The organism is Halobacteriovorax sp. CON-3 (assembly GCF_043196995.1).
In the GTDB taxonomy this organism is placed as follows: domain Bacteria; phylum Bdellovibrionota; class Bacteriovoracia; order Bacteriovoracales; family Bacteriovoracaceae; genus Halobacteriovorax_A.
This window is the reverse complement of record NZ_JBEBNA010000003.1, coordinates 100,061-126,458: the sequence shown is the minus strand read 5'-3', so window position 1 is coordinate 126,458 and position 26,398 is coordinate 100,061. Positions and strand designations below refer to the sequence as shown.

21 protein-coding genes are annotated in these 26,398 nt (G+C 37.1%); 13 read left to right on the top strand and 8 right to left on the bottom strand.

The window, feature by feature from the left end:
• The first annotated feature begins 57 nt into the window (after window positions 1-57).
• The 4 genes from ABMA72_RS15385 to ABMA72_RS15370 all read left to right on the top strand — a co-directional run bounded on the left by ABMA72_RS15385 (window position 58) and on the right by ABMA72_RS15370 (window position 4,941).
• Window positions 58-1,149 (top strand): cysteine desulfurase family protein, encoded by a 1,092-nt coding sequence (locus ABMA72_RS15385; RefSeq protein ID WP_393057810.1) that lies wholly within the window; start codon window positions 58-60, stop codon window positions 1,147-1,149.
• 11 nt (window positions 1,150-1,160) lie between these two features.
• Window positions 1,161-2,372 (top strand): tRNA uracil 4-sulfurtransferase ThiI, encoded by a 1,212-nt coding sequence (thiI, locus tag ABMA72_RS15380; RefSeq protein ID WP_392860059.1) that lies wholly within the window; start codon window positions 1,161-1,163, stop codon window positions 2,370-2,372.
• 115 nt (window positions 2,373-2,487) lie between these two features.
• Window positions 2,488-4,683 (top strand): carboxy terminal-processing peptidase, encoded by a 2,196-nt coding sequence (locus ABMA72_RS15375; protein WP_392860060.1) that lies wholly within the window; start codon window positions 2,488-2,490, stop codon window positions 4,681-4,683.
• A gap of 12 nt (window positions 4,684-4,695) precedes the next feature.
• The gene (locus ABMA72_RS15370) at window positions 4,696-4,941 is read left to right on the top strand and encodes a hypothetical protein (RefSeq protein WP_392860061.1); all 246 of its coding nucleotides are present in this window, start codon (window positions 4,696-4,698) and stop codon (window positions 4,939-4,941) included.
• A 262-nt stretch (window positions 4,942-5,203) separates the two neighbouring features.
• On the opposite strand, the gene ABMA72_RS15365 is transcribed toward ABMA72_RS15370, so the two are convergent.
• The 3 genes from ABMA72_RS15365 to ABMA72_RS15355 form a co-directional block, all read right to left on the bottom strand.
• The gene (locus ABMA72_RS15365) at window positions 5,204-6,301 is read right to left on the bottom strand and encodes a type IV pilus twitching motility protein PilT (protein WP_393057808.1); all 1,098 of its coding nucleotides are present in this window, start codon (window positions 6,299-6,301) and stop codon (window positions 5,204-5,206) included.
• Window positions 6,302-6,381: 80 nt separating this feature from the next.
• Window positions 6,382-8,025: a hypothetical protein gene (locus tag ABMA72_RS15360; protein WP_392860064.1), complete on the bottom strand. Its 1,644-nt coding sequence runs from the start codon at window positions 8,023-8,025 to the stop codon at window positions 6,382-6,384.
• Between the two features lie 22 nt (window positions 8,026-8,047).
• Entirely contained in the window at window positions 8,048-8,989 is a 942-nt protein-coding gene (locus ABMA72_RS15355; RefSeq protein ID WP_392860065.1) for a hypothetical protein, read from the bottom strand.
• Window positions 8,990-9,033: 44 nt separating this feature from the next.
• Between ABMA72_RS15355 and ABMA72_RS15350 the strand changes: the two genes are divergently transcribed.
• The 3 genes from ABMA72_RS15350 (at window position 9,034) to ABMA72_RS15340 (ending at window position 12,764) form a co-directional block, all read left to right on the top strand.
• Window positions 9,034-10,032, top strand: a complete 999-nt coding sequence (locus ABMA72_RS15350; RefSeq protein WP_392860066.1) for an enolase C-terminal domain-like protein — start codon at window positions 9,034-9,036, stop codon at window positions 10,030-10,032.
• A 99-nt stretch (window positions 10,033-10,131) separates the two neighbouring features.
• A complete protein-coding gene (locus ABMA72_RS15345; RefSeq protein WP_392860067.1) occupies window positions 10,132-11,601 on the top strand; it encodes a LysM peptidoglycan-binding domain-containing protein in 1,470 nt (489 codons plus the stop codon).
• A gap of 32 nt (window positions 11,602-11,633) precedes the next feature.
• The gene (locus ABMA72_RS15340; protein WP_393057806.1) at window positions 11,634-12,764 is read left to right on the top strand and encodes a glycosyltransferase family 4 protein; all 1,131 of its coding nucleotides are present in this window, start codon (window positions 11,634-11,636) and stop codon (window positions 12,762-12,764) included.
• 13 nt (window positions 12,765-12,777) lie between these two features.
• On the opposite strand, the gene ABMA72_RS15335 is transcribed toward ABMA72_RS15340, so the two are convergent.
• Together ABMA72_RS15335 and ABMA72_RS15330 are read right to left on the bottom strand one after the other, a co-directional pair.
• Window positions 12,778-13,176: an ExbD/TolR family protein gene (locus ABMA72_RS15335; RefSeq protein WP_392860070.1), complete on the bottom strand. Its 399-nt coding sequence runs from the start codon at window positions 13,174-13,176 to the stop codon at window positions 12,778-12,780.
• Window positions 13,173-13,691: a MotA/TolQ/ExbB proton channel family protein gene (locus ABMA72_RS15330; protein ID WP_392860071.1), complete on the bottom strand. Its 519-nt coding sequence runs from the start codon at window positions 13,689-13,691 to the stop codon at window positions 13,173-13,175. The genes ABMA72_RS15335 and ABMA72_RS15330 overlap by 4 nt, the downstream gene beginning before the upstream one ends.
• Before the next feature lie 206 nt (window positions 13,692-13,897).
• Between ABMA72_RS15330 and ABMA72_RS15325 the strand changes: the two genes are divergently transcribed.
• Together ABMA72_RS15325 and ABMA72_RS15320 are read left to right on the top strand one after the other, a co-directional pair.
• The gene (locus ABMA72_RS15325; RefSeq protein ID WP_392860072.1) at window positions 13,898-14,176 is read left to right on the top strand and encodes an HPF/RaiA family ribosome-associated protein; all 279 of its coding nucleotides are present in this window, start codon (window positions 13,898-13,900) and stop codon (window positions 14,174-14,176) included.
• Window positions 14,177-14,350: 174 nt separating this feature from the next.
• The gene (locus tag ABMA72_RS15320) at window positions 14,351-15,169 is read left to right on the top strand and encodes a flagellin (RefSeq protein ID WP_392860073.1); all 819 of its coding nucleotides are present in this window, start codon (window positions 14,351-14,353) and stop codon (window positions 15,167-15,169) included.
• Here ABMA72_RS15320 and ABMA72_RS15315 read toward each other — a convergent pair.
• A complete protein-coding gene (locus ABMA72_RS15315) occupies window positions 15,166-17,346 on the bottom strand; it encodes a cytochrome c biogenesis protein CcdA (RefSeq protein ID WP_393057804.1) in 2,181 nt (726 codons plus the stop codon). The genes ABMA72_RS15320 and ABMA72_RS15315 overlap by 4 nt on opposite strands.
• Before the next feature lie 243 nt (window positions 17,347-17,589).
• On the opposite strand from ABMA72_RS15315, the gene ABMA72_RS15310 reads away from it, so the two are divergent.
• From ABMA72_RS15310 to guaA, 4 genes are all read left to right on the top strand, one after another.
• On the top strand, window positions 17,590-18,309 hold the full coding sequence (locus ABMA72_RS15310) for a tol-pal system YbgF family protein (protein ID WP_103219163.1): 720 nt from the start codon (window positions 17,590-17,592) through the stop codon (window positions 18,307-18,309).
• Window positions 18,275-19,552 carry a hypothetical protein gene (locus ABMA72_RS15305; protein WP_393057802.1) on the top strand — a complete coding sequence of 426 codons (1,278 nt, stop codon included), beginning with the start codon at window positions 18,275-18,277 and terminating at the stop codon, window positions 19,550-19,552. The genes ABMA72_RS15310 and ABMA72_RS15305 overlap by 35 nt, the downstream gene beginning before the upstream one ends.
• Window positions 19,553-19,645: 93 nt before the next feature.
• The gene (gene guaB / locus ABMA72_RS15300) at window positions 19,646-21,124 is read left to right on the top strand and encodes an IMP dehydrogenase (RefSeq protein ID WP_393057800.1); all 1,479 of its coding nucleotides are present in this window, start codon (window positions 19,646-19,648) and stop codon (window positions 21,122-21,124) included.
• An 11-nt stretch (window positions 21,125-21,135) separates the two neighbouring features.
• Window positions 21,136-22,689, top strand: a complete 1,554-nt coding sequence (guaA, locus tag ABMA72_RS15295) for a glutamine-hydrolyzing GMP synthase (protein WP_392860081.1) — start codon at window positions 21,136-21,138, stop codon at window positions 22,687-22,689.
• Between the two features lie 350 nt (window positions 22,690-23,039).
• Here the strand turns inward: guaA and ABMA72_RS15290 are convergent, their stop codons facing one another.
• A complete protein-coding gene (locus ABMA72_RS15290; protein ID WP_392860085.1) occupies window positions 23,040-23,387 on the bottom strand; it encodes a hypothetical protein in 348 nt (115 codons plus the stop codon).
• Between the two features lie 130 nt (window positions 23,388-23,517).
• Complete coding sequence (locus tag ABMA72_RS15285) at window positions 23,518-26,292, bottom strand: fibronectin type III domain-containing protein (protein ID WP_393057798.1); 2,775 nt, start codon at window positions 26,290-26,292, stop codon at window positions 23,518-23,520.
• Window positions 26,293-26,398 lie beyond the last annotated feature (106 nt).

The window sequence follows — 26,398 nt, the reverse complement described above, 5'->3', positions numbered from 1 at the left end:
TCTAAAAATATCGTTATTTAAGGTACTTACTGTTTAAAACATGGTATAAGGCAATTTATGTACTATTTTGATCACGCGGCCTCTACTAAGCTCTATCCTGAAGTTATTGAAGTTTTATCGAAAAGCTTCGAATTGGACTATCCTAATCCAGCTGCTAAGCATTTAGCAGGAAAGGAATGTGCCAAGAAGATTGAGGGCGCCAGAGCTAATATCTTAAAATTTATCGATGCCAAGAATTATGGCCTGATTTTCACTTCTTCTGCAACAGAAGCTAATAATCAAATTATTCGCTCAATTGAGGAAGGGATTATCTTCCTAAGTGGAGATCATCCTTCGGTTACAAAAGTTATTGATAACGGAGAAGGCTTTAAGAGTATTGAAGAGATTGTTGATGCAGTAACAAGTGAAACTCAACTTGTTTGTATCAGTCTTGTAAACTCTCAGTCTGGGCAATATTTTGAAGTTGAAAAAATCGCACAAGCTGTTAAGGCCAAGAATAGAAAATGTCTCGTTCATGTAGACGCGACTCAAGGTTTTGGGAAGGTTCCTTTTACTCTTAAAGATTCTGAAATTGACTTTGTTACTTTCGGCGCGCACAAAATGGGAGGGCCAAGAGGTATTGGCGGTCTTATTTTTAAAGAGAGTAAGGTGCATTTTCTCAAGCGCTATCTTAGAGGTGGAGCACATGAAAAAGGTCTTAGGGCCTCAACTCCTTCTACGTCACTAGTGCTCGCTCTGGCAAAAGCTTGTGAGCTCGCTTTCACAGACTTGGATGATTCATTTGAGAAAGCAAAGACATTAAAAGAAGAAATTAAAGCTGGGCTAAGTGGCCTTCATAAGAATATTAGTTATCCATTTGAGGATCAAAACACTTCTCCATTTATTCTGTGTGTTCTCTTTGAAGGAATTGCGAGTGATATTATTATGAGACACCTTGAAATGAAGGGAATCATGATCTCATCATCAACTGCCTGCTCATCAAAGATTAAGGGATTAAATCCACTTTTTGCGGGCCTTGGGATTGATGAGAAATTTCATAAGAATATTTTGAGAATCTCAATTGGAAAGTCTACGACACAAGAAGAAGTTCAGGGTATGTTGCAAGGCTTTAGTGAAGTAATCGAAGAAATTGGTTTTTTAATTAAATAGGAATAAGAAAGATGTATAAGAGTTTAATTTTAACTGTTGATGAATTATGGCTTAAAGGTAAGAACAGAAAGTCTTACTATAAGAAACTGCAAACAAACCTAAGTCGAATCTTTAGCAAGTATCATCATACATCTTGGAAGTTAAAAAACAATCAACAACGCTTAGTTGCTGAGAGTGAAGAAGAGTTTAGTGAAGAATTAATTCAAAGACTTACTTTTGTAGCAGGATTAAGCTCGGTAACTCCTATGAGATCATGTCCACTAGATCTTGATTATGTATGTGAACTTGCCGTTAAAGAATTAAGTCAATTAACGAATGTTAAGACTTTTAAAGTTCAGACAAAGAGAGCTCTTAAGCAATTTCCAAAAAATAGTGATGAAATCAATCGCTATATTGCGACAGCTATTCTTAAGAATACCGATCTTAAAGTTGATGTGAGAAATCCTGATCTTATGGTTGATGTTAAGGTTATGAATGAAGAGATCTACTTATCATGGGAAAAGATCCCATGTATTGGTGGACTTCCTGTTGGTACGAGTGGCCACGCAGTTACACTTCTTTCAGGTGGTATTGACTCACCAGTTGCTAGTTATCTTATGGCAAGAAGAGGAGTGAGACAGTCTTTTGCATTCTTCTATGCTTATCCATATGTTGGCGAAGAGGTTAAAGAGAAAATTTTAGAACTTGGAAAAATTCTATCTAAGTTTCAAGACAGCTTTAAATTATATGTTCTTCCTTATGGTGATATTCAAAATTATATCGCTAAGAATTGTAAGGAAGATTACCGCACGTTATTTTTTAGAAAGTATATGATGGACACTTCTGCATATCTTGCAAGAAGGGCCAAGGCCGGTGCACTAATTATGGGTGATGCTCTAGCTCAAGTTTCTAGTCAGACTCTTCAGAATATGAGTGTACTTGATCGTTCTTGTCCGATGCTTGTGATGAGACCGCTTATTGGGATGAATAAATTAGATATCATCACTGAGGCCAAGAAGATTGATACTTTTGAAACTTCTATTATCCCGCACGATGATGCCTGTTCGATGTTTGCACCAAAACATCCGGTAATTAAGGCCGACACAAAGTATTTTATGGAATTCTGTGAAGAGCATGACCTTTCAGAGTTAATTAAAGAATGCGTGAATAATGCTGAAGTATATCAGTATGATATTCAGGGCAATTTTGAGAAGAAAGAAAAAAGAAATAGTGAGCAGGAGTAGAGCTTTTTGTGCATCGCAAGTAATTTCTTCCTGAATAATTAATCTTTGATTAATGTTAAAGAGGCTTTAAAATATAATTTAGGAACTACCTAATATTATTAGAATTGGAGCTTCAATGCACAAGAAATTTCGAAAGTCGTTGGGACTATTTTTAGGTCTCATTCTTTTATCAACGCCATTTGTCTTAAGAGCTGAAAATGGAATTTTTAGCATCAATAAAGATCAAGTTTTAGGAAACTTATTAATCGAAGTACTCGAAAAACTTCATTATAAGAAATTAAAAATAAATGATGATCTTTCTAAGAATGCATTCAAAGAATTCGTTCAAAAAGTCGATTACTCAAAGCAATTCCTATATGACACAGACGTTAAGGAACTTAAGAAGTACGAATCTTTAATGGATGATGAAATGCGATCGGGGAATTATAAACTTGTCCTTGATGCAATGAAGATTAAAACTCAAAGAATTCAAGAAGCGGATGCTCTGAGAAAGAAAATGTTCAAAGAGAAGTTTAACTTCTACGGAAATGAAGTTGTTGAGCTTGATCCTGAAAAGAGACACTTTGCTAAGAATAAGAGTGAGTTTGAAAAAAACTGGCGTCTAACTTATAAGCAATCTGTAATGGCCCGTTATATTTCGATGAAGGAAGATCAAGAAGATCTAAAGAATCCTAAAAAGAATAATAAGAAAAAGAATGGGAAAAAAGAGAAGAAGAATCTTAGCTCTGAAAAAATCCTAACTGAAAAAGAAATCGTTGCTAAGGCACATGAAGCGATTGATAAGAAGTATCGTTTATACTTTGAAAGACTTCTTAAAGATACTAGAGAAGACTATATGGAACTTTTCTATAATTCAGTTGGTGCTGTATTTGATCCGCACACAGCTTATCTTGCTCCAAAGAGAAAAGAAGATTTTGATATTGATATGTCTGGGCAACTAGAAGGTATTGGTGCCGTTTTATCTGAAGACGAGGGCTATATTAAAGTTGTTGAAATCGTTCCTGGTGGGGCCGCATGGAGACAAAAAGAACTTGAAGTTGATGATTTAATTCTTGCTGTTAGTGAAGGAAGTTCTGAGAAAGAACCAGTTGATCTTGTTGGAATGAGAGTTGATGATGCCGTTAGATATATTCGTGGTAAAAAAGGAACTGTTGTAAAACTTCACGTTAAGAAGGCCGATGGATCAAGAAAGACAATTGGTATTACAAGAGACGTTGTTAAGATTGGTGCTTCATTTGCAAAGTCATCTGTTCTTGAACTTAAGGGTGTAAAAGGGAAGTTTGGTTATATCAACGTTCCAAAATTTTACCGTGAGTTTAATGGAACAATTAACTGTACTGATGATGTTAGAGCAGAGCTTAAAAGATTAAAGAAGCAAAAAGTTAATGGCGTTATTCTCGACCTTAGAAATAATGGTGGTGGTGCTTTAACTGATGCACAACTTATGTCTGGGCTTTTCATTAAGGAAGGGCCAATAGTTCAAACTAGAAACTACTTAAACCAAGTTGAGACACTAGCTGATACTGATCCAGGTGTTGAATATAGTGGTCCACTAATTGTTATGGTAAACCGTTACTCGGCATCAGCTTCTGAAATTCTAGCTGCGGCAATGCAAGACTATAAGAGAGCTGTTATTGTTGGTGGTGCTGTTACTCACGGTAAGGGAACTGTTCAAGTTGTTTATAGCCTAGATCAAGGTTTAAATAAAATGATGGGACAAGAGTTTGGGGCGCTAAAGCTTACAATCCAAAAGTTCTACCGAGTAAATGGAGGTTCAACTCAGTATAAAGGTGTAACTCCTGATATTGTAATTCCTGATCCAATGTCATATGCTGAAAATCGTGAACAAGACTTAACTTATTCTCTTAAGTGGGATCAGATTAAGCCTAAGGAATTCCAAAAGTGGCCTGGTAAACAATACAATATGAAGAAGCTAATCAAAGCTTCTCAAAAACGTGTTACTAAAGATGAGCGTATGCAGAAGATTCAGGAAAGTGTAGCTTATCTAAAGAAGAGACGTAAAGAAACTGAGCTTAAACTTAATATTGACTCTTGGATGAAAGAAGAGGAAGCGAATAAGAAGAAGTTGGAAGATCTAAAACTAGATCAAGAAAATATGAATCTAAACGTAACTCATTTTGAAGAGTCTCTAAAGTCACATGAAACTGTAAAGAAAGGCGAAGAAAAGCAGTGGAAGGAAGACTTCAAACAACGTAAAGAAGAGTGGGTTTCTTCACTACGTAAAGATGCAGGTTTAGAAGAGGCAATCTATATTATGCGTGATATGATTGCTCAGCAAGCTAAGAAATAATAAGGATAAAAAATGGACTTAAATAAATTAATTGATAATTCAGATATTGATCGAGTGATGACAGTTCTTGAAGACATGGATGATGAGCAATTATCAGTTGAGTTACTTAGAAAATTTAATGATAGTACGAAAGCGTTAGGTGAATTACTTATGAATAAGGATCCTAACTTGGATCACGCTCATTGGAAAACTCAATGCGACGATGCTAAAAAGCTCGTCGATAAAGTCGTAACAGAAATTCTGTCACATCAAAAATAATTTTTTAAGGTAAAAAAGAGTAAAAGTTTCAACTTTTTTATATATTTAAAATTAAGTAAGGCCAAGTCATAAGTACTTGGCCTTTTACTTTTTATTGTCTGAAAATTGTTCCCCTTAATAAAAAGGGAAAAATGGCGAATAATAAATACCATGTAAGTCTTTTCTTACTATCCTCACATCAAGTTAGTCTAATTCGCGTTAGACGGATTGGCCCTGGCCCCCACCAGGGCCTTTTCTATTCTTGAGGCAGCATTCGAGATCACTACTTTGTCAGCATAAGTTTTCTCATGAAGTCACTTGCACTACGAACCTCTTTAGAAGCATCTTCTTCAGTAATATAATTACCTTCAAGAAGATTTAGAATTGCTTGATCGAAGCTTTGGCAAGGAATGTCTGCAGAGTTAGTTCCACCATTTTCAATAATAGGAATAATACGATCTAATGGCTCATCTCCGCGGATACATTCTTTTACACCTGGACCTGTTACCATGATCTCTTGTGCAACACGAACTCCGTTAGATGATTTTTTTGAGCGAATCATACGCTGTGAAATTGTAGCATAGAGTGAGTCTGCAAGGCGTTTCCTCGCATCCGCTTGTTCTTCCCCTGGAAACATTGAAATAATACGACTAATAGTCGAGATGGCATCTGTTGTATGAATTGTTGCTAGGACGAGGTGTCCTGTTTCTGCTGCTTTTAGGGCAATTTCAATTGATTTTTGATCTCTAAGCTCTCCCAGTAAAATTATATCTGGGTCCTGTCTTAGTGCAAATTTAAGTGCGTCTTCAAAATTATCTGTATCAACTCCAAGCTCTCTTTGAGTAATACGAGATTTCTTTTGTTCATGGATAAATTCAATAGGGTCTTCAATTGTAATGATATGCTTTGCTCGGCGCTCATTGATATAATTAATCATACTGGCAAGGGTAGTGGATTTTCCAGATCCTGTTGCCCCAGTTACTAGAATAAGTCCTCGTTTTGCGCGAATGATTTGCTTAAGAGAATCACTTAAACCTAGTTGCCTATAGCTTGGAATGTCTTTTTTTATGACTCGAAAAACGAGGCCATTTTTATTATTGAATTTAAAGTAGTTGAATCTTAGTCGGCACTTGTTTTCAAAATCAAATGATCCATCAAGGTCTTTAATTTCCTCTAGTTCTTGTTGATCTTTATCGCCGATAAGTAGACGAAGAATATCGTAGATACTTTCTTGTGTTAGTAGTTTGTTTGATTTAACAGCGACCATATCGCCGCTAATTCTAAAGCAAGGGGTTTCATCCGCCCTTATATGTATGTCACTGGCATTATTATCAATTGCGACATTGATTAGTGACTTGAAATGAGTATACTCAAACGCCATTTATATCTTCCTTCATCGTATAGTTAGATACTTGTCGGAAGACCGTGTGAAAAAGTTTAGTATTATGTGTTTTTAATACCTTACTTAGCGTATCTCTTTCGCATTTCCCAAAGAAGATTACTGATATATGGCCTTCTTGACTCCTTCGTTGTTAACATCAAAAGTTTTGTAATCTTAAGATTCTTAGGGTCTGAGTAGAGGAGAATAAGCATCTCACGAATGAAATTTGTTGAGAGAGTAATGTAATTATCTGTTCCAACTCCTAGTCTTACACCTTTTTTCTCCCACCAAGAAAATGGATGGTCCTTAAAGTCTGGAAAGACTCCAGTTAGCTTAAGGTTTGAAGAAGGAAGTGCTACTAGAGAAACACTTTTTTGAATAATACGATTAAGAATATCGTGTTGATAGTGCTCAACTTCACGGGCGTTGTGAAATTTTGTCTTTAAAAATAAAGTTACTTCATCAGCAGTTAGAGGCTCTCCTTTAAAAAGCTTCTTTTTCACACCAATAGCATATGACTCCCATTCCATTTCTTCTAGCTCATGGCCTTCTGTGGACTTCTTATCAATTGCTTGGTGTTTAGCATTTACCTCAACAATTCTTTGGAAAAGGCGGTGGTAGTAATAATTTGGATTGATACCAAGGCTTAGTCCGTGCTCAAGGGTATCGATATGCCAAATATTCATCGCATTATCTACTGATTGAATACCTTTCTTTAATGTAAGCCATGTTTCACCGTGGTGTGAGCGAATCTTTAATCCTCGATACTGAAGCTTACGCAGGCCACTTTTAAGCTCTTTAAAATGCGCCTTACGGTAAAGGGCCTTCTCGTCTCCAACTGTATCTACTTCAACGAGATTCTCTTTTAAGTATGGGTATTTCTCTAAGATCTCTAAGAGAGCATCTACTTGGTGTTCAAAATGTTCTTTTTTAGTTTCAAAATTTGTATCATCAAAGAAGTTCAATTCCTTTCTAAATGAAGGAGAGAGGATGAACTTGAAGCTTGGTACTTCTTTTTCAAACTTCTTAAAGCCTTCATAAAGACCTAGGACAACATCTTCTTCCGTCACTTCGCCGATACCTGGGATTTGTTCGGCATCCATCTTTGAAGCACGAGAAAGTGTAAACTTTAGTCTAATACTTCCAACGTTGTAATTTTCGTATAACTCTTTTGCCATATGATAGGCAGCGTCTTGGTGTGCCTTCTTTGAAGTCAGAATAAGTTTTGCTAAAAATAGAATACGAAGGTAAGTCGCAAATTGTTCACCTTCTTTAAGACGGATAAGGTTATCCACATCTTCGACACAAGTGATAGGAATGGCGTCCTCTCCGTATACTTCCGCAATCCTCTTCTCATAGATTTTCTTATTCTTGCCACTTAATAGCTTCTTAAGTCTTGGATAGATAAACTCTGCATTCAGAGAGCCTGTTAAGTGGATATGTTCTTCATAGTATGGAATTGGAAACTTTTGAAAGAAGTTAAAGACCGCATCTGAGACTGGGTGATTTAGGAGAGTTTCAATATCAACTTCATCAATTTGAAAAGAAGACAATAGCTTCATGAATTCAAGAACGGGCTTTTCTAGTAGTTGGTTGTCACGAATACTAGGAGAGTGAACGAGTAGCTCAAGAGTGTCATTTAAAGAGATACCATTGGTCTCACTGACAATTCTAATAAGCTCACATTCGATATTGTTGATGATTTGTTCTTTTCTTTTTTGCATCTTCTACTTCTCTCTAACTAAATTATTTGGTCTTGTTATAGATATTTTGTACTTTGTTAAAATTTTCATTTAAGCGATCATCAATGATCTTTGATTTAAATTTGGTGCTCCACTTATCAGGATGGTATGTTTGCACTAATTTCTTATACTTCTTTTTTCGGTCACTTTCTTCATTTAGTGAACTAAATTCGCCACTTAACTTACTTTCATTAATAGGGAAAATTGCGAAGAGTTCATCATATGAAGCATTTACTTTCTTAGTCATACTTTCAAACAGGGCCTCATTTCTTCTTGGCATTGAGATTTGCTCTTGATTTATAAAGCCCTCAATTATCTCCACTTGGTTTGCAGACTTTGCGGAGTAGGCAATTAGGAAAGTAAGGATATTCTTATCATAGCGCTTGTGTTCAACACGATCTAAGTTTTGAAATAAAAACACTGTTGTTGCATAAGAGATAAAAGCTTCTTTAGATAGTTTTGACTGATTAACTTTTCCAAGTTTCAGTAGCTCGTCTTTAGAGAAGAACTGCTTTATAAAGGGATTAATTAGCGCATTTAGTTCTTCTTTATCGAATTTATAGTCTTTTCGTAATCGATTTAAAATCTCTTCTCCTTCCTTGAAATCACCCCATTGGAGAGAGGAGAGAAGCCCTTGAAAGAATTTTAAATCTTCATCTGTTGCAAACATTTGTTTCTCTTCAAAGTAAGATAATAAAGTTCGTTGACCATTCTTTGTCGAATTAGACGTTTGGGACTCACTTGGGGCCGAGCTACCAGAGACTGACATTCTTTCAATCTTTCTTCTAACCATCTCATCGAACTCTTCTTTGGAGTGAGACTTATTGGTTTTCTTGTGAGGATTAAAAATTCCATCAAAGAATTCTTTGAAAAGAGGCGCAAGCATGTAGGCCAAGACAATGGCAATAAATGCTAGTGTGATATTTGAAATTATTTTTGGTAACATAATTTAGTCTTTTTAATAATTATTTTAACGCTTTAAGGCATAATATGGAATGGGCAATAGATACACGACTAGTTAACTTAAATAAACCATGGAAGATTTCTGGAGCTGAGGTTTTGGCCAAGGAAATCATTTATGTAACACTCAAGAACGGTGATTACAAAGGTTATGGAGAGATTAGCTACGGGTCAAAAGAAGATATTAGCATTGAAGACTTAAAGCTAGAACTTGAGCGATTTGCATCAGATTATGAATCGGCAGGAATCGTTCAATATAATGAATTAACTCAGTACCTTGACCAATATGATTTTCATGTTCCTCGTCTAAGACTAGGAGTTGAAACGGCATTTCTTGATTATCTAGTTAGAGCAACTGAGCTAAGTCCTTGGAAAATTCTTGGAACTAATACTGTTAAGAGTGTTGAGTCTCTTGATTCATTTCCTGTCTTTGACTCTTTGGAAGAGGGAAGAAAGCTTCTTGAGGAGGCGGATACTAATGGTGTAATCAAGCTTAAGATTACTCACGAGACCTTCCCAGTTCAAGTTGAGCTGATTAACGAATCAAATCGTGTATTCGTTCTTGATGCTAATGAGTCTTATGCAAATAATCTGGATTTATTACTTGAGCACTTAGCTCTGATTGAAGATGAGAATGTTCTCTTTATTGAACAGCCTCTCTATCGTAATGAATTTGATCTATATAAAGAATTAAAAGAAAAATCACCGATTGATGTCTTTCTCGATGAAGGCATTGAAGATCACAGATTCCTCGATCCATTTAAAGACCTTTGTCATGGTGTTGTTCTAAAAACATCAAAGGCAAATGGGCTTATGAAGACCTTTGCTCAACTACAGCAGGCCAAGAAGCTTGGACTAAAGACAATGCTTGGCTGTATGGTTGAATCGACAGTAGGGATCGCGTCTCTTTTTAATATCGCATACGGTTTTGATTATTTTGATTTTGATGGTTTTACAAAGTTAAAAGATGATTCAGAACCTCACGTTATTTGGGAAAAAGGAAAAGTGATTTTGTCTAATATGAATTAAATTCCCCCCCTCGAAAAATTGTGGTGTTCATTTAAAATAGTAAGATATGTAAATTGGTAGAATTACAGTAAACCTGTATGGAAGCTTTTTGGGAGCCCAATGAAAAAAATCAATATCTTATTACCTTTATTTATTCTTGTATCATGTGCGAATGTTAAGCCTACTTATGTTGGTGAAGCACCCGGACAAAATCCAAAAGTGATTGTAAAGGAAGTCGTAAAGTATAAATCAAAAGATGTCGGGAGTGTAAAGGCCTATACCATTAATAATATGGATAAGCTTGAGCTTCACTATCATCAAAAGCACTTTGACTTTTGGGTAAAGTATTTTACTGAAAAAGAAAGGGACCTCTTTCTACGCTATGTTAATAATGGTGCCCGCTACCGTAATGTGATTGAAAAAATTATGCGTTCTCATGGGATTCCAGAGGATCTATTCTTCGTCGGCCTAATTGAATCAGGTTATAACACTTTTATTAAGTCTAAGGCCGCAGCAGTTGGCCCATGGCAGTTTATCAAGGCGACAGGTAAGAGATATAAGCTAAGAGTTGATAGTTATGTTGATGAAAGAACTCATATCATCAAATCAACAGAGGCCGCGGCCCAGTACTTCAAAGATCTTTATAATATCTTTGGTTCTTGGGAGCTTGCTCTTGTAGCGTATAACAAAGGTGAGTATGGAATTATCAGAGCAATCAGAAAAGGTAAGACTCGTGATTATATGAAGCTTGTCTCTCGTAAGCTTATTCCTACAGAAACAATTTACTATGTTCCAAAAGTTGCTGCTGTTCGTGAGATCTATAATAATGCAGCAAAATATGGGATGAAAATAACTGAATCAAAAGATAGTCCATTTGAAAAAGTTAAGCAGCTAAATGTTAGAGGATCTTTTGACTTATATAAATTAGCACGCGCTCAAGGTGTTGATGTTAAAACATTAAAAGTTCTAAACCCAGACTTAAAAAGAAAATGGGTGAAGGTAAAGAGAAGACATGCGCAAAGTATTTTCCTACCTTCTAAAGACTTTACGGACTATGATTCTTTAGCAGAGTACGAAACTCGCAAGTATATTAAAGTTGCAAGCTCTTCAAATGGTAAGAAGTCAAACGGTGTCTATAAAGTAAGACGTGGTGACAACCTATCAATTATTGCAAATCGTCTTGGTGTTAGAGTAACTGATCTAAAGAGAATTAATGGTATCAGAGGATCAAAGATTCTTGTGGGTCAAAGACTTAAGTATCATTCAAAAGGTGAGATTGTTACACATAAGGTTAGTCGAGGTGATAACCTTTCTGACATAGCTCGCAAATACGGTGTAAGTGTTTCGAAAATTAAATCTTTAAATAACCTTAGGTCTAGCCGTATCTTCATTGGGCAAAGATTAAAGATTTCGACAACGAGAGTACCATCAAGTGTAGCCTATAAGAGATACCGCGTTCGTCGTGGTGATAACTTAACTGCAATCGCTAGAAAATTTAAGACTTCAATCGGTACGATTAAAAAAGTAAATGATATCTCAGGATCTGCTTTATATGCGGGACAAGTGATAAAAGTTCCAAGTGAGGGATAGGCAAATAGTTGCCTTTCCCTTATACTAATCAAATGAAAATTGGATTTGATGCAAAGAGAGCATTTCATAACTTCAGAGGCCTTGGGAATTACTCAAGAGACCTCATTGCAAGTTTAAGTCGCTATCACACACAGAACTCATATTATCTTTTTACACCAGAATTTGATGACCCTAGGGCCATCCACTGGTTAGATCAATACGATAATTTAAATATTGTTAAGCCTAGTGATTTTTGGTCAAAGAAATTCCCAGCAGCATGGCGATCATTTAAGGTTGCAGATGAAGCAAAGAAATTAGAAATTGATATTTTCCATGGCCTATCACATGAGCTACCAAATGGAATTGAGAAGACTGGAATTAAGAGTGTCGTGACAATTCACGATCTTCTCTTTATGCGTTTTCCTGAAAATTTCAAGTGGCTTGATCGTCAGGTCTATCTTCGAAAAATTAAATATGCTACGGAAGTTGCAGATGTTGTTCTAGCAATTTGTGAGCAAACGAAGAGTGATTTAATAAATTATCTTGGTTGTGACCCAAATAAAATTAAAGTAGTTTATCAAACATGTAATCCACGTTTTTATTCTCCTATCCCTGTTGAGAAACAAGTTGCAACAGTTGAGCGCTATGGCGTTAATGACAAGTTCATTCTCTATGTTGGAGCAATCGAGCCAAATAAGAATGTTCTAACTCTCGTTAAGGCCTATGCTGATATTAAAAAATCAATTAATCATAAGCTTGTTATTATTGGAAATGGTGGTAGCTATAAGAAAGAAATTGAAAGCTACATTCACTCAAAAGGCCTTGAAGATCGCATCATGATTTTGTCAAATGTGACTAACGATGACCTTCCGGCATTTTATCAGCGAAGCGACTTATTTGTTTTTCCTTCTTTCTTTGAAGGGTTTGGTATCCCAATCATTGAAGCTCTTTTTTCAAAGACTCCTGTCATCACTTCTAAGGGATCTGTATTCCCTGAAGCTGGTGGCCCAAATACGATTTATATCGATCCTAAAGATAAGCATGAGATGAGTGAGCAAATTATTAATGTTCTTACGAATTCAGATCTTGCTTTTGAGATGGTAGAAGAGGGCCGTAACTTCGTTGAAAAATTTCATCGTCGTAAGACGGCCCAGAATTTAATTGATTTGTATTCTTCTATGTAAGGTTTTTCTAAATCTACTTTTCAGTAATTAATGAGAGGTTAGTTAAGCTGTATTTCTTTAGAACATCTAAAATACGCACTAGCCTCGAGTATTGAACTTCCTGGTCAACTCTAAGATCAATCGGCTTATTCTTATCTTTAATGGCCGCAAGTTCTGTATCAAGCTGATCGACAGTGTACTTCTTACCAGCGATGGCAACTTCTTCTTTAGATAATTCAATTGTTAATACTTTAGAATCTGCAGATGCTTGTTCTCCTGATTCTGTTTTTGGTAGATTTAATAGAAGTGCAAGCTCAGACTTCTTAAATACAGTCGAAGTCATAAAGAAAATTAAAAGTAGAAAGACGACGTCAATTAATGGGGTGATGTCAGCATTTGCTTCTTGTCTTGTTCTTTTTGTGCGAGAACTCATAGAACTTTTTCCATAATTTCTTTTTCAAGCTTTGTCTCTAGTTTATCTACTGAACCCAGTAGGTAGTTGTGACCAACAAAGTGAGGGATTGCAACGATCATTCCACCAACAGTTGTAATAAGTGCCATTGAAATACCTTGAGCAAATGATGCTGGATTTGAAAGTCCCGTTTCAGACATTACATGGAAGGCCGTAAGTACACCAACAACTGTTCCAAGAAGTCCAAGAAGAGGTGAAATCGTAGCAATAATCTTAACTGTGTTTAGACCTTTTTCAACATTCATAATATGTCCGGCCAGATATTGCTTTGCAATCTCGATAGTTGATGAAGTATCCATGTGCTCACCATTATCTTTGATTTTCTTTTGAATATCATTTGATGTCTGTGCCGTCATTTTCATCTCTACTGAAAGAAAATAAGCTTTTGATAACATGATTGCCCATCCCACTACATTGATAAATAGTAGAATATACATAATTAGACCACCCTGTTGGATGTATTCATATAAGCGCATTGCGTCTCCTTTATTATAAAACATATTAATTTTATTATAAAAATGGGGCCATGAGAACACTAAAATATTTTGATCAGATATGCTCAATTCAAACAATTTATTACTTTTAGAGAATTTTACAGAAATCTAACATAGCTCAGATAATTAATTGTGCTGGCCTGATATTATATATCCATAGAGGAACACAGGAAAAAATTGGAGGTCCTATGAACTACGAACTAAGCTTTCATAACGTTGATCACTCAGCTGCTTTTGAGAATTATGTAGCTAAAAAGTTAAAGGGAATTTCAAACGACTTTAGGAATGTGGGTCATATTCAGTTCGTGGCCGATAAGAAAGGTCCAGAATATGTATTCTCGGCCAATGTGAACGGTCACAAGCATCAGTTCCACAAAAAGGCCAAAGGAGATAATGTATACCAAGCAGCTTCTGATGTCTTAGTTGCTTTTAAAAACTGGTATCGCGACCAAAAAATTGCAAGCTAGTTAAATAAGATACTAAAGTACTAGGTTAATTTAACTCTCAATTCAAACTAAACATGTGCCCAAAGTTTTTTACTCAGACGTATAAACTTTGGGCATTTTTTTCCGATAAATTTTAAGTAGTAGACTCTTTCATGGTGGAAAGGGATCTCAAAATTTAAAGGATAGTCTTCAGGGATGAGAGTAGGGACTAATGTCACATCACAGCTGGCGCAAAGGATGCTAAGTGAAGTGAACGATCACCAAACGAGTGAGGTTCGCAAACTAGCAGGTGCAAAGCGCATTTATCAGGCCGCAATTGATCCGGCCGGTGCAGCGATATCTCTTAAGATGACGGCCCAAAACCGTTCCAATCTCCAGGCCCAGCGAAATTCAAATGATAGCTTTTCAATGCTTGAAGTTGCAGATGCAACGATGGGGAGTATGCAAGATATCGCAATTCGCCTAAAAGAGCTTTCAATTCAAATGGCCACTGATACCTATAATGACAGTGACCGCATTAATACAAATCGTGAATTTAAACAGCTTGCTCGTGAAATCATTCGTATTCAAGAAAATGCAGAATACAATGGAACAAAGCTTTTAAATGGTGGCCGTGATTTAGAGATGCAAATTGGAATTCGTAACTCTGAAAAAAATGATCGTATTAAATATAATATCAGTGATGTCATGACTTCTAATCGCAAATTACTCAGTCAAAATGTTCTTACAAAAGAAGGGGCAAGGTCAGCGATGGGAGCGGCCGATGCTTTAATTGATAAGATCTCTCACTCTCGTGCCAAAGTAGGTTCAACAATGAAGAGGGTAGAGAGTACGACAGTTAATCTACAACACAATTATGAAAATTCAGAAGCGGCAAGATCAAAAATAGAAGATACAGATATTGCTAAGGCGACAGCGGCAAAGGCCCTGGATTCGATTAAGATGGAGTCTGCAACAGCATTCCTAGCGCAAGCAAACACTGCGCCAGGAGCAATTGCAAAGCTTATTGGTTAGTTAACACCTAGGGCTTTCTTTACTTTTCCAAGTGTAATGGTTTCACCAAGTTTAATTAATTCACCATTTTCATTGATAACAAAATAGGCCGGAACTCCAACCATTCCTTGCGACTCTAGCCACTTTCCAATGGCCTCATCTTTACGTGTCCAGTCACCAAGTAGAAGGTCGACTTGATTTTCAGCAACCATATCTTTGAATGAATCAGTATTGATGACAAGCTTTTCATTTACCTTACAAGTGATACACCAACGGGCAGTAAAGTCGATAAACGTAAGCTTCTTCTGATCAATGCGCTTATTCATTTCTTCTTGTGTCCACTTTGTCCAATTAAGGCCTTCTCTCTTCTTATCTTCAATAAGAGAGTTTCCATTTCCACCAGTATTTAGAGGTGTTGTAATCGCTGAGTAACCTAAGTAGAAAACAGGCACGATGATAAGTAACGTTGTGATTACTTTCTTCGTCATATGTTTTCTCATATAGAAAAGGAAGAAAGTAAAAACAAGGGCCGAATTAATGTACATCATAGCAACAGGAGAGCCTACAAGTGCTGAGTAGACATCAAGTAGCCAAACAACTGTAAGAATAAGAGTTAGCCCTAAAAGCTTCTTAACATGATCCATCCACATTCCTGGTCTTGGCAGAAAGCGAATAAGTGCCGGAAAGATACCTGTTAGGATAAATGGAGCACTTAAACCGAATCCAATTGCTAAGAAGATCATTACGATATTTGTGCTAGACTCTGAAAAAGCAAAAGTCAGTGCTGTTCCAAGAAATGGAGCTGAGCACGGAGTTGAAAGAATTGTTGCTAGGACACCACTAATAAAGTCTCCGTAGAAAGTATTCCTAACTTCAACATTTCCAAGTTTTGTTCCCCCTGGAGTTTTAAATTCGAATAACCCAAAGAGATTAAGTGCCATTGTGAAAATGACAAAAACCATGATGGCAACAAACATCGGTGATTGAAGTTGGAAGCCCCAACCAATTTGTTCTCCAGATGACTTTAGCCCTACAACGGTAAGAGCAAGTGCTGCAAATGTTGCGAGAACACCTAGTGAGTAGAATAGGTTATGTTTTAATATTTTTGAACGGCTTTCATTTGAATGCTTTATAAGCCCAAATAGTTTTAAAGAAATAACAGGTAGTACACAAGGCATAATATTTAAGATCAAACCACCAATAAATGCCATTAGTAAAAAGTAAGGTAGGGAAGAAGAGCCTTCCTCGTTACTGACAATCTTTACGTCTTGAACAGCTTTGTCATTATTAACTTTAGTCAGACGCGAATAGAATGTTTTGAAAGATTCTTCGTTTGTGCCAAATGAATTAATATCGAAATCAACTCGGTATGTCTCACCAATAACAGGGTCATTAAAAACAAATTTAAAGGCCAGAGGTTCAACAAAACGTCCATCGGCCGGTAAAGGGTACTCAGGTTCTAGGTATTCACCATCCCAATCTAGTTGATAGAGGCCATAGTGATTTCCTTTTGTGTCTTTATAAAGAGCTTCTCTTTTAAAACTAATAGGATTTGTCGTATAAGGTGTTAAGACATTTTGTCCGGCACTAAGCTTTTGATTGTCTCCTGTAATATTGTAGACGAGAGCTAGTCCTCCTTCATACTTTGTTAGTTGAAGGTTTAGGTATGTCGGAGTTTCTCTTAGTGTTGGAAGATTATTAAATCTTTTTTCCATTTCTGAATTTGCTACCTGAATCTGATTATCTTTCGACTTAAAGATCCCGCCGTCAAAGTCACCCTTAATAATCTTTTCCTGTGGGATACAAATATCGTGGCAAATTAAATACTTTAAATGGACTTCAAAATTCTTTGCGTTATCAAATGAATTTCCTAAATAATAAAAGTAAGTATAGTCTCCTTTATGACCAAAGGTTTGAATATCACCTTTCTCAATAAATTTATGAGGTGTTGGCCATTCAACTAAATCAAGCACGATCTTATCGCCACCTTGTTTAAACTCAACTTCAGTTGCTAGTCCTGAATCACCTGGGTTTTGCCAGTACGTATGCCAACCATCTTTATTTCTTAAGTTGATTGTTAAGTACTTATTACTGTCCTTTTCAATTGTTGTTACCTGGGCCTTGAGTAGGTCTGAGTAATCTTTTTTATCGGCGTAGGCAAAGAGGGTGATGGCAAGGGCCAGTAGGATTCTGTACATTATTTTTTCCTTAAAATTTCTTAATTAATTTCATACCTTAGCGGTATTATACGCTAAAGCATGACGCTAAATCTAGGAATTGACAAAGATTTGACGATAAAAGCTGTTTCCTTAACATTGTGAAAAGATCTTAACATTCACATTGGTAAATCCTTGAAAATACGTAGTTGCAAATTTTGCTAAATATTTTAGTCCATTATCCGAAAAGATGAGCGAAGAGGTACTAATAACGAGGAAAAAAAAGTGAAAACCGTTAATTCTTTATTCTTTGGACTTGCATTGATGTCGCTAACATCGTGTAGCTATGTGGAGCATTTTGAAAAACGCGCCCAGGCCATTAACGAGTTAGAGGACAAGATTCTAGTTTTATCAAAAGAGAATCAAGAGATGAATAATAAGCTTATGCAAGCTAATTACAAAATCAAAACTCTTGAAAGCAAGAATTACTATCTCGAAACACAACTGAAAGATAAGGCTCCTAAGAAGGAGAGTTATACAAAGAGAACAATTGCAAGCGTTGCTCGAGTGGACAGTAATGATCTCGTTAAATATGACGTGTACAAGTGGGACGCTAAGGAAATGGTCTCAATTGCACAAAAAGAATTTGATTCAAAGAATTATGAAAAGAGTGCGCAATTCTTCAATGCATATACAAAGAACTTCCCAAATTCAAAAGAGCTTGATGCTGACTTCCTATTTCAGGCCGGTGTTGCAAGCTATGAGTCTGGAAAGCACTATGATTGGAGTGAGAAGTACTTCACGTATTTAACGAAGAAGTATCCTACTTCAAAATACTACCTAGGTGCAAAGCTATGGCTAGGTATGAGTTATTTAAAGCAAAATCGTAAAGACGAATTCTTCGCAGTAGTAGAAGAATTCAGAAAGAAATATAGAAACACTCCTGAATGGAATATCCTAAGTGGGCACTATGAGAAAATCGTACAGAAATATAAAAAGAACTAGTTTTCTAATCTTAGCATTTATTTCAAGTCTCGCTCTTGGTGCCGAAGCGGCAAAAACACCAAGGGCCGTCGTTGCGAGAGTGCAGGGAAATGTTTTTGTTACTAGTAATCAACAAACTAAGAAATTGGATGCAGGTAGCTTCATCTATGACTTTGATGATATTTTTACTGAGGTAGGTGCTGAACTTGTTTTTAGAGACTACTTTGATCACGAATATCATGTTTCAGGTTCAAGTTATATTTCAATGCTTAATAAAATTGTTGAGCTTAAATCTGGATATGTTTGGGTTAAGTCAATTGAAGAAACAGATGATAAATTTCAGCTTCAAACAGTAAATGCAACAATCTCTTATGATAGTGGAGAGTATATTGCTTCTTATGATCCAGAAAATGGAAAGACACAAATTCTAAGTATTACAGGAACTCATACAATTAATAATAATGTTTACGAATTTATGAAAGAGCAAGTTGGCCCAGGCCGTTTCTCTTTTGTTAAAGAAGATTATGAAAATGGAGCGCCAAGAGTTCCAACACCTATTTCTTCAAGTGCATATGAAGCGGTGACGTCTTTATTTCCTGCGGTTAAGCCGATGAATGAACGCACTCTAGTTGCAAGGGCACCAAGACATAAGGATAACAAGATCTCACAAGAGCTTTATAATAAGACTCCTAAAAGATCGACAGCTTCAGTTACTCTTAGAGAAGATATGAGAGTTTCAAATAAACCTGGTGAAATTGTTGTTAGACAATCTCATACAGTAAAAACTCGTCGTGATATTGCTTCTGTTGGAGTTGAAGGTGGGGCGAGAGCAACTCGTCTTGAACAATTCTATGAAGAAAAACTTAAGGAGATGGCAAAAGAAGCTCCTAAGAAGAAAGTCGTAAAGAAATTTAAGCCAGACTATAAAACAAAATCTGATGTCGAAGTTAATGTTTATGGCCCTAACTCTAGGGTTCCTGCTTCACAAGAGAAGGCGCCTGCTCAAATGCAAAAAGAGCGTGAGTATGAGAGGGAAGCTCCTCAAGAAGGAGTACGTCCTGAACGTAAGTTTAGACCAGAGAAACCTCAATCATTACGTAATCCAGCATCGGTTCCATCTCCAGTTGATGAAGAGGTTAAGAATGATGTATTCGAGACTTCACTAAGAAGAGAGTATTTAAGTCAACAAAAGCACAGTGATGCTGTAAACAGCCTAATAAATGATCTTGAGAGTTATAGTCAGGATTATAAAGAAGCCTACTAAGAAAAAAATCCCGGTATGATAAAAAAATGATCTCAGTTAAAATATAAGCAATTATTTTGCTTATATTTTAACTATTTAGATGGGATCAGTCGTATGTCTATTTCACAAATTCCTCAGGCCCTCACTTATGATGATGTCTTAATTAAGCCAGGCTATTCAGAAGTTTTGCCAGGAGATGTTTCACTAAAAACAAAATTTTCACGTAATATTGCTTTAAATATTCCAATCGTCTCAGCTGCTATGGATACAGTAACAGAATCCAAGACGGCAATCGTTATGGCCCAACAAGGTGGTATCGGTGTTATTCATAAGAATATGACACCAGAAGATCAGGCCTGGGAAGTTGAGAAGGTGAAGAAGTTTGAATCAGGTGTCGTTCTCAATCCAATTACAGTAAATCCTGAAATGCAACTGGAAGAAGTTATTAGACTTACCAGTAAGAATAAGATTACTGGTGTTTTAGTTGTTGATTCAGAGAACTACCTTGTTGGTATTCTTACAAGTCGTGATATTCGTTTTGAACAAAACTTAAATCAGAAAGTGAAAGATATCATGACTCCAAAAGAGAAGCTGGTTTTTGCTCTTGAGGGAATTGAATTAGATGAGGCCCAAAAAATTCTTCATAAGAACAGAATTGAAAAGCTTCCAATTGTTTGTAAGAACGGAAAGCTTAAGGGTCTAATTACAATTAAAGATATTCTAAAACGTATTAATTTTCCAAATTCAAATAAAGATGCTCTTGGGCGCCTAAGAGTTGCAGCGGCCATTGGAGTTGGCGACAAGGAAGTTGGGCGTGCGAAGCACCTTATTGCAGCAGGCGTTGACTGTATTATTATTGATACAGCTCATGGCCACTCAAAAGGTGTAATTGGAATGGTGAAAACTGTTCGTGGTCTAATCCCTAAAGACCAAAGTGTTGATATTATCGCAGGAAATATTGCTACACCTGAAGCTTGCTTAGCACTTATTGATGCTGGAGTTGATGGCGTAAAAGTAGGAATTGGGCCTGGTTCAATTTGTACAACTCGTGTTGTTGCAGGGATTGGTGTTCCTCAACTTTCTGCCGTTATGGATTGTGCTGATGTTTGTTTTAAAGCGGGGATTCCATTCATTGCAGACGGTGGGATCAAATACTCAGGTGATATCGTAAAAGCTCTTGCCGCTGGTGCAAGTTGTGTCATGTTAGGTTCTATGTTTGCTGGTTGTGATGAAACGCCTGGTGAGATGGTTCTTTATCAAGGTCGTACTTATAAGGTTTACCGTGGTATGGGCTCTCTTGGAGCAATGAAGCTTGGTTCAAAAGATCGTTATGGCCAAGGTGATGTTGATGATCAAAAACTTGTTCCAGAAGGAATTGAAGGGCAGGTGCCATATAGAGGAAGTCTCGCTTCAAATATCTATCAATTAAATGGTGGGATTAGAAGTGGTATGGGCTACGTTGGAGCTTCAACAATTGTTGAAATGCAAGAGAAGGCACAGTTTGTGAAAATCACGGCAGCATCTCTTAAAGAAAGTCATCCACATGACATTATGATTACGAAAGAAGCGCCAAATTATCAAATTGAAAAATAGGAAATAAAAATATGAGTGCAAGACAAATTTGGATCGTGGACTTTGGTTCACAGTACACACAACTAATTACAAGAAAATCACGTGAGCTAGGTTACTCAAGTGAGATCATCACTGTGAAAAAGGCCCGTGAACTTTTCAGTGAAGGCAAGAAGCCAAATGCTCTTGTTCTTTCAGGTGGCCCTCAATCTGTTTTTGAAGATGAAACAAATTATGACTTTGTCTTTGAAGATGAAAATCTCCCAATCCTAGGTGTCTGCTACGGTATGCAGCTTATGGGTAAATACTTTGGTGGTGTCGTTGAGAAGGGAACAATCGGTGAGTATGGCCATGCGAAGATTCATTTAATTAATGGATTTAAAATGGATGGTGTTCCAGAAGAAGTTAATGTTTGGATGTCTCACTCTGATCATATTTCAAAACTTCCTGAAAATTTCAACCTTGTGATGGAATCAGCAAATGGACTTGTTTCGGCGATTGAGCATACGACGCGCCCAATGATGGGGCTACAATTTCACCCCGAAGTTGAACATAGCGAACACGGGAAGGATATCCTAAATCACTTCTTTAAAGATATCGCCAAGCTTGAAAAAGATTGGGATGCAACAGAGATGCTTGAAGAAGCAAAAGAGCTTGTACGTGGAATTGAAAAATCAAAAGTTCTATGCGCTTTCTCTGGTGGTGTTGACTCTCTTGTCGCAGCACAACTTTCACATGAAGTAATCGGAGATAATCTTTACTGCTTCTTCGTTGATCATGGACTTCTTCGTCCACAAGATTACCAGCATATTGAAACGCTAAAAGAAAAAACTCAACTTAATATTGAAGTGATCGATGTCAAGGCCGAGTTTATGGCAAACTTGGAAGGTAAGTCTGATCCTGAAGATAAGCGTAAGGCCATTGGTAAAACTTTTATTGATATCTTTGAGATGAAAGTAAAAGAATACCAAGAAAACCACGGAATTAATTTTGAATACCTTCTTCAAGGTACTTTATACCCAGACGTTATTGAATCAATTTCTCCACATGAAGAAGATGGAAAGTCAGTAACAATTAAATCTCACCACAATGTTGGTGGGCTACCTGAGAGAATGAATCTCAAACTTCTTGAACCACTTCGCTATCTTTTTAAAGATGAAGTTAGAAAGATGGGTGAGGAGTTAGGACTTGAGCATGGTTGGGTTCATCGTCATCCATTTCCTGGGCCAGGAATTGGAATTCGCGTTCTAGGTGAGCTTACTGAAACTCGCATCGCTCAGGTTCAGCAAAGTGATCAAATCCTTTTTGAAGAGCTACATAAGAATAATCTTTACGAATCAACTTGGCAGGCACTAACTGTTTTACTTCCAGTAAAAACAGTTGGGGTAAAAGGTGATGGCCGTGCATATGAAGAAGTTATTTGTCTTCGTATGGTTAACTCAAGTGATGGGATGACTGCGACGTGGACTGATATGCCACACGCTTTCTTATCTCGTGTTTCAAATCGCATCACTAATGAGGTTAAGGGCATCACTCGTGTGGTTTATGACATCACGTCAAAACCTCCTGGTACCATTGAATGGGAATAGCCGCGGCATCTTGGCAAAGCCAAGATTTGACGCGGCTATAGCGCCCCACCATTTGGAATGAATCAATACTTCAACAAGCCGACGTTTATGTCGGCTTTGTTGCCTCAGGCGCAATGGGAAAGTTAGTTTTGGTACGCGCCACCTTTTCGAAATTTCAAATACTTAAAAATTTATATTGTTCAAAAAGTCGATAACAGGCCTACTTTGGCCAACTATTTTAAGTAAGCCTAATTTCTAGCTCTAAATATATTAGTTAATTTAATAAGACATTAGTTATTAGCTTCGACTTTCTTGTCTAGGACTTAAATTACTCGCTAACTTATTTAAATCTCGAAAAGGTGGCGCGTACCTTACTTAGTACAAACCAGCTTATAAACAGTTGCACCATCAACGCTAACTAGCTCAAAGCGGCTGTTTTGGTCAAATGTTGCTGTTGAGACGATCCCTTGAGTGTAGTCGGGACCAAATGTGATTTTAGCGACAAATTGTTCTTCGTCGTACTTTGTGAAAACGAAGTATGCTTCGTCGATATCTGCGTGAATCTTTGCATCTGTATAATCAAATGCTCTTTCTAATTTCACTTCTTTAAGTTGAGATTGTCCTCTGTCATCTAAGTATCTCTTAGAACCGATACAATCCATAGATAAGGCCGAAGATGCTAAAAGTAATGTTAACGTAATTTTTGCGATCTTTTTCATTTGAACTCCTTACCCTGATTTGTGAGATAAGGAATTCTAGTGAAAAAGAAACATCAAAGCAAAAGATGAAGCTTAATAGTTAGAAAGTGTTAGATTTTTATCACTTTCTTTCTTTGTTTTTTGCACGTTGTTACCAACCAAATAATACGGTCTCATCTTCGTCACCACTTGCACTATTATTATTAGGTTGATACCAGGCCTGAAATTTGTCAGGGGACTCAAATACTGAGCCAGAGGCAATATTGGTACTTAGATAGGCTCGGTAAGGCACGTCATCCTCATCAGTTGTTCTTGTTAGGGTAATGGTCGAGCTCGTTCCATCACTTCCATCTATCACCGTGATAACAGCTGGAGAGAGGGAAGTGAAGGCCACAAAGTCAGCATTGGTATTAATTCCAAATGAGTTCTTCATTAATGCTGTTGGTACAAATGGTGCTGCACAGTATCCGTTTGAGTCAGCTGTTGAATTTCCAATCATTGGAATGGATACGTCTGAAACAATACGTGTTGCTTGTGTGTCATAGAGGTTTCGATTTCCACTTACTGTGTGTGCATAAGTTGTACCGGCCGTTAGTGTTGCCGTTTGAGTTATGGACTCTGAGTTGTAAATTGTCACACTATTGCTACTTGCCGCTGTTGTGATATTTCCAGTTGTTGAAGGAAAGCCAATAATATCAGTGGCCGTTGGGAGAAGAGGTTTTGGGTCCACGTGATCAGTACCAGTTCCTGCCATCATGTAGGCCAATATATATCCCGTTGAGTTGAGTTCATAAGAAGCATAAGTTGAAACAGTTAGTGTTGTTGAAGTTCCTGCTACTAAGCTCGCAGAAGTAACGACAGCACCATTTCTTGTGATTTCAATCTCAGAATCAGTGTAGGCATAAATTGAAATATTGCTGACACTTTGTCTTGTATGATTAAAGAGAAAGCTTTTTCCCACCCAACTTGTTGGGTTCCAAACGATATTCGCATTCTTACTTGCGGAAGTGCTATTGCTGTCACTTCTTCTTCCTGCAACAAAGAATTTCCCAGTTGCCTCAATAGTATCAAATTGAGCGCAAGTGAAACTATGAGTGTCTGTCTTGTTAAAAGTTCCAGAGATAGGTGTTCCGTTGTGTTCAAAAGAGTTTCCATCTTCAAGGGAAACGAGACGACAAGAAGTCGCGCCTCCTACATTTACGGCCATATAATTGGATTGAAATATTGGAATATCCGGAAGCGTTTCTGAAATTAGAATATTCGATGATTCAGAATTGTAGGCACCATTAGTTGCATAGACTCGGTAGCTATACTCTGTGTCTGGTGTAAGTCCCGTGTGCGTAAAGTCTGTTAGGGTATGAGTGGCCGTGATTGTTTGCCAATTTCCGACTCCTTCTTTGTAATCGATTTGATACGCGCTAATTGCTGGCCCATTAGGATCTGGAGTTGTCCAAGCAATTTTAATTGAATCAGTGGTTCTCTCTACTAGAGAAAGGTTATTAATCTTATTTGGTGGTGCTAAGACGTACCATGAAGAAGATGAGGTGATTGTTTCATTTCCTGCAGAGTCAATTGTTTTTAAGATGAGATAGTATTGTTCTCCTTCAGTTAGTGTGACACCAGTGTATTGATATGAAGCAGACATAAAGGGTGTATAACTTGCTCCAGGCAAAATATCTGCATCTGCTGGAGATGTTGAAATTGCCACTTCATAACCTGCAATTGAGCTTCCTGTTCCGTCAGCACTTGCTAGTGAAAATGAATCTGAGGCGCTTGTTGTTGCATCTGTATTTAGGCTTATCGTAGGTGGCGTTGGAGCGATATCATCGTGAATGATGTCGTCACTAAGGCAGTCTGACTCATAAAGCGTTACAGTTCTAAACTTAATATAGACATTGTTGACGCTATTTAATGAAGAAAGAGTCCAAGGAAGAGATGTTGCATAGGCTTGCCAGCTTCCTCCCGTCGAGCAACTCGCATCTGTTGTAATATACATTTCGTTCGCATTTGATGCTGTAATACTTAAAGTTGCACTTGTTTGATTTGTAGCACTTTCTCCGCTATTGATGGAAAAGCTTATGGTATGTGGAATATCATTTGTCACTTTGATTCCACTTGTATCACCTGGAGTTATGGCCAAGCTTGCATCATGGCCAGCACCGTCTTTAATAGTTCCACTATTAAGTTCAATTGCAGATGAGAGAAGAACTCCATCTGTTGGGTCATTATCAGCACTTGTGATTGTATATTCAAAGTTAAGTGTGTTTGTTCCAGAACCATTTTTGTAATCAAGAAAGACATTACCACTATCTAGTTGTAGTTCAATTCTTGGACTTCCTGTTACCACAACACTTTCATCAAAGGTTACAGCAAAGTTTAAGATATCATCAATGATATAGCTGCCATCAGCTGGAAGTGTCATAGAAGAAAAGCTTGGTGCTTGGGTGTCCACAAAAACAGAAGGGAAGCTCTTATTTGTAAAAGTATCTGTTAATGCATTTGCTTGATCGTCTTCAATCGTTGCACTTGAAACATCCAGAGGAGAGATCGTAGAAATGCCATCACTATCATTATCTGTTGCGGCCACGATATATTCAAAAGTAAATTCATCAGTTCCACTTCCTGAGACATAGTCTGCAAAAACAGTTGTGGCACCAATTTCTAATTCAAGTCGGGGAGTGCCACTAATGACTGTTGCGGCCTTGTTAAAGTTAACCGAGATAGAAATCGTCTCTCCAAGTGTGTAGTAACCAGGTGTTAAGATCGTAATATTATCAATATAGAGTTCTCCCGGAGGAGTCTGCTCATTGCCAATACTTACTTTCTTTAGGGTTTCCTCATCAGCTCCTGCGGAACATGATGTTAATGTTATTAAGAGGAAAGCGACGGAAGTTATTAATATTACAAACTGTTTTATTTTGAACATGTTTGCATTATCGGACAAAGATAATAAATATTTATAAATAAAATAACTGACAAAAGTCAGTTTCTTTAGAAACTCGTGCTAAACCATTGTAAATAATAAATATTCA